Here is a 4,253-nt window from a genome sequence, read left to right as displayed (position 1 = left end):
CCCCTCGCGGCGCCGGTCGCGAGCGCGCCGCCGTGCGCGGGTGCGGTGCCGGCCGGGGATCGGTCTGCTGCGGATGTGCTCATCGCACGCCTCCTTCGAGCGGGGTCCTCGGCGGCACGGTCGCCCGGCGCCGGGGAGTGGTGCCGTCACCAGATTCTCCCCCGCGGGGGAGGGTCCGGCGGGGGACCGAGGGCCCTCTGCCCTCCTGCCTCCGACGGTTCCTCCCCGGGCGGGCCCGATGCACATCACCTCACGGATCCTCCCGAACGTCCGCCCAGGATGGGACAATCCAGGGACGATGACCCTTCTGACCGACTCCGTGACCGCCGCTCCCGCCCCTGCCGACGCCCCGTCGGCCCCAGGACGGGAGCGCATTCGGCGACCCCTCACGATCGGGAGGCTCACCGTGGACACCCCGGTGATGCTCGCGCCCATGGCCGGGGTCACCAACATGGCCTTCCGCGTGCTGTGCCGTGAGTTCGGCGCCCTGCACAGCGAGGACGACGGCGGGCTGTTCCCCACCGAGATGGTGACCACGCGCGCGCTGATCGAGGACCACCGCGAGTCCTGGCGCCTGCTGCGCATGGCCGATCGGGAGCGGCCCCGTTCCGTCCAGCTGTACGGCGTGGACCCCGCTGTCGTCGCCCGCTCGGTGGAGATGATCCTCGAGCGCGACGGCGCCGACCACATCGACCTGAACTTCGGCTGCCCCGTCCCCAAGGTGACGCGTCGCGGCGGCGGCGGCGTGCTGCCCTGGAAGGACGAGCTGTTCACCCGCATCCTGCGCGCCGCGGTCGAGGCCGCCGGCGACGTGCCGGTGACGCTCAAGACCCGCAAGGGCGTGGACGACGCCCACCTCACCTACCGCGACGCGGGCCTGATCGCGCAGGAGGTCGGCGCGGCCGCGATCACCCTCCACGGCCGCACCGTGAAGGAGCAGTACTCCGGCACCGCGGACTGGACCTCCATCGCGGACCTCAAGCAGACCGTCACCGACATCCCGGTGCTCGGCAACGGTGACGTGTGGTCCGCGGAGGACGCGCTGCGGATGATGGACGAGACGGGCGCCGACGGCGTCGTCGTCGGCCGCGGCTGCCAGGGACGACCCTGGCTGTTCGCCGACCTCGCCGCGGGGTTCTCCGGCAGCGCCGAGCGGGTCCGCCCCGGCCTCGGCGACGTCGCGCGGATCCTGCGCCGCCACGCCGAGCTGCTCACCGAGTTCTACGAGAGCGAGGACCGGGGCGTGAAGGACCTGCGCAAGCACGTGGCCTGGTACTTCAAGGGCTATCCCGTCGGCGGTGACATGCGTCGCCGCCTCGCGACCATGGAATCCCTCGCGGACCTCGACGAGAAGCTCTCCGAGCTCGACCTCGACGCTCCCTACCCGGGCGCCGACGTCGAGGGGCCGCGCGGCCGCACCGGCCACCCCCGCAACGCCACCGTCCCCGCCGGCTGGATGGACACCCGCGAGCTGTCCGACGAGCACCGGGCCCGCCTCCACGAGGCCGAGCTCGACATCTCGGGCGGCTGAGCCATGACGACCACCGCCCCCCTCGGCCCCGCCGCGGCCGTCCCGCCCGTCGGATACACCGCCCACGACCTCGAGCGCTGGGTGCCCGAGCCGCCGAAGTCCCAGGCCCGCACGCCCTTCCAGCGGGACCGGGCGCGGGTGCTGCACTCCTCCGCGCTGCGCCGTCTCGGTGCGAAGACCCAGGTGCTCGGCGCGGGCGCGAACGACTTCGTCCGCACCCGCCTCACCCACTCCCTCGAGGTCGCCCAGGTGGGACGCGACATCGGCGCCGAGCTCGGCTGCGACCCCGACGTGGTCGACGCCGCCTGCCTCTCCCACGACCTCGGCCACCCGCCCTTCGGCCACAACGGCGAGAAGGTCCTCGACGACCTCGCGAAGGACTTCGGCGGCTTCGAGGGCAACGCCCAGACCCTGCGCCTGCTCACCCGCCTCGAGCCCAAGGTGATCGGACCCGAGCGCCCCCACGGGCTGAACCTCACCCGCGCCTGCGTCGACGCCGCGATCAAGTACCCCTGGTCGCGCGGCGAGGGCCCGGACCCGGACTCCCCGAAGTTCGGCACCTACGCCGACGACCACGACGTCTACTCCTGGGCGCGCGAGGGCGCCGTGGAGGGACGGAAGTGCTTCGAGGCGCAGGTCATGGACCTCGCCGACGACATCGCCTATTCCGTCCACGACATCGAGGACGCCATCACCGGACGCACCCTCGACCTCGGCCGCCTGCGCGACCCGATGGAGCGCTCCGCCGCGCTGTACGTCGTCCGGGACTGGTACATGCCCCACGAGAGCCTCGACGCGCTGGACGCGGCGCTGACCCGCCTCGAGGCCGAGCCCTCCTGGATGTCCGCCTTCGACGGGTCGATGCGCTCGGCGGCGGCGCTGAAGGACATGGCCAGCCAGCTCATCGGCCGCTTCACCCGCTCCGCGATCACCGCCACCCGCGCCGAGCACGGGCCCGCGCCCCTGTCCCGCTACGGCGGCGACGTGATCGTGCCGGAGGAGACCCACGTCGAGATCGCGGTGCTGAAGGGCCTGGCCGCCGCGTACGTGATGTCCTCCGCCTCCCAGCAGCCCGTCTACGAGGCGCAGGAGGAGATCATCCGCGACCTCTACTCCCGGCTGTGGCACACCGGCACCCAGCACCTCAGCCCCCTGTTCGCGGAGCTGTGGCAGCAGGCCGAGGACGACGACGCCCGGCGACGCGTGATCGTCGACCAGATCGCCTCCTACACCGACGTCACCGCGAGGCGCCTGCACGAGGTGCTCTACGATCGCACCCTCACGCACGTCACCGCCGCGGACATGCCCCTGCCCGGCCTCGGATCGGAGCTCTGAGCGGGTGGCACAGGGACTGATCCGCCGCGCCGACGTGGACCTCGTGCGCGAGCGCTCCCGCCTGGACGAGGTCGTCTCCGAGCACGTCACGCTGCGCACCGCCGGGATCGGCTCGATGAAGGGGCTGTGCCCCTTCCACGACGAGAAGACGCCCTCGTTCAACATCCGCCCCCAGCTCGGCCACTGGCACTGCTTCGGCTGCGGCGAGGGCGGGGACGTGATCTCCTTCGTCCAGAAGATCAACCACCTCAGCTTCGTCGAGGCGGTCGAGATGCTCGCCGGCCGCTACGGCGTCCAGCTGCACTACGAGGAGGGCGACGGCAAGGGCGGTGACCGGCCCGACTTCGGGACCCGGCGCCGCCTCCTGGACGCCCACTCGATCGCGGAGGAGTTCTACCGCGAGCAGCTCTCCGCCCCGATCGGCGAGATCGGGCGGCGCTTCCTCACCGAGCGCGGCTTCGACCAGGCCGCCGCCGAGCACTTCGGCGTCGGCTTCGCGCCCGAGGGCTGGGACTCGCTGACCTCCGTGCTGCGCGGACGGGGCTTCACCGAGGAGGAGCTCACCGCCAGCGGGCTCGTCTCCCAGGGCCAGCGCGGCGTCTACGACCGCTTCCGCGGGCGCCTCGTGTGGCCGATCCGCGACATCACCGGCAAGACCATCGGCTTCGGGGCGCGGCGCCTGCTCGAGTCCGACCAGGGCCCCAAGTACCTCAACACCCCCGAGACCGCGATCTACCACAAGTCCTCCGTGCTCTACGGCCTCGACCTCGCCCGGAAGGAGATCGCCTCCCAGCACCGCGTGGTGGTCGTCGAGGGATACACCGACGTGATGGCCGCGCACCTGGCCGGGGTCACCACCGCCGTCGCCTCCTGCGGCACGGCCTTCGGCGCCGAGCACGTGAAGATCGTCCGCCGCGTGATGGGCGACTCCAACCCCTCGGCCGGCCTGCGGCTGAACACCGACGGGAAGGGCCTGGCCGGAGAGGTCGTCTTCACCTTCGACGGCGATGCCGCCGGGCAGAAGGCCGCGCTGCGCGCCTTCGAGGAGGACCAGCGCTTCGTCGCCCAGACCTACGTCGCCGTCGAGCCGAACGGCCTGGACCCCTGCGACCTCAGGATCCAGCGCGGCGACGAGGCGGTGCGGGAGCTGATCGAGACCCGTCGGCCGCTGTTCGAGTTCGCGATCCGCACCGCCATCTCCCAGGTCGACCTCGACACCGTCGAGGGCCAGGTCACCGCGCTGCGGATGGCCGCGCCGGTCGTGGCGAGGATCCGGGACCGTGCGATGCGGCCCGAGTACGCGCGCCGGCTCGCCGGCTGGCTCGGCATGGAGGAGCGGACCGTGCTGCGCGCCGTGCACGACGCCGCCCGCACCGAGGGCGGCGGC

The 4,253-nt window shown here is 72.7% G+C and carries 3 protein-coding genes; all 3 read left to right on the top strand.

The window, feature by feature from the left end:
* Window positions 1-298: 298 nt before the first annotated feature.
* Window positions 299-1,531 carry a tRNA dihydrouridine synthase DusB gene (dusB, locus tag HMPREF3159_RS13320; RefSeq protein WP_070501586.1) on the top strand — a complete coding sequence of 411 codons (1,233 nt, stop codon included), beginning with the start codon at window positions 299-301 and terminating at the stop codon, window positions 1,529-1,531.
* Between the two features lie 3 nt (window positions 1,532-1,534).
* Window positions 1,535-2,866, top strand: coding sequence for a deoxyguanosinetriphosphate triphosphohydrolase (locus HMPREF3159_RS13315; RefSeq protein WP_070501584.1), 1,332 nt, complete (start codon window positions 1,535-1,537; stop codon window positions 2,864-2,866).
* 4 nt (window positions 2,867-2,870) lie between these two features.
* Window positions 2,871-4,253 (top strand): DNA primase (gene dnaG, locus HMPREF3159_RS13310; RefSeq protein ID WP_070501582.1); only part of this gene is annotated, 1,383 nt, incomplete at its 3' end.

Origin of the sequence: Brachybacterium sp. HMSC06H03 (assembly GCF_001807385.1) — a bacterium.
Lineage (GTDB): Bacteria > Actinomycetota > Actinomycetes > Actinomycetales > Dermabacteraceae > Brachybacterium > Brachybacterium conglomeratum.
Note: the sequence above shows the minus strand (reverse complement) of the source record. Positions and strands in the feature narration are given on the sequence as shown.

Excerpts from the sequence above, each read along its gene's own strand:
- dusB (WP_070501586.1), top strand. The coding sequence starts at position 299 with ATGACCCTTCTGACCGACTCCGTGACCGCCGCTCCCGCCCCTGCCGAC.
- HMPREF3159_RS13315 (WP_070501584.1), top strand. The coding sequence starts at position 1,535 with ATGACGACCACCGCCCCCCTCGGCCCCGCCGCGGCCGTCCCGCCCGTC.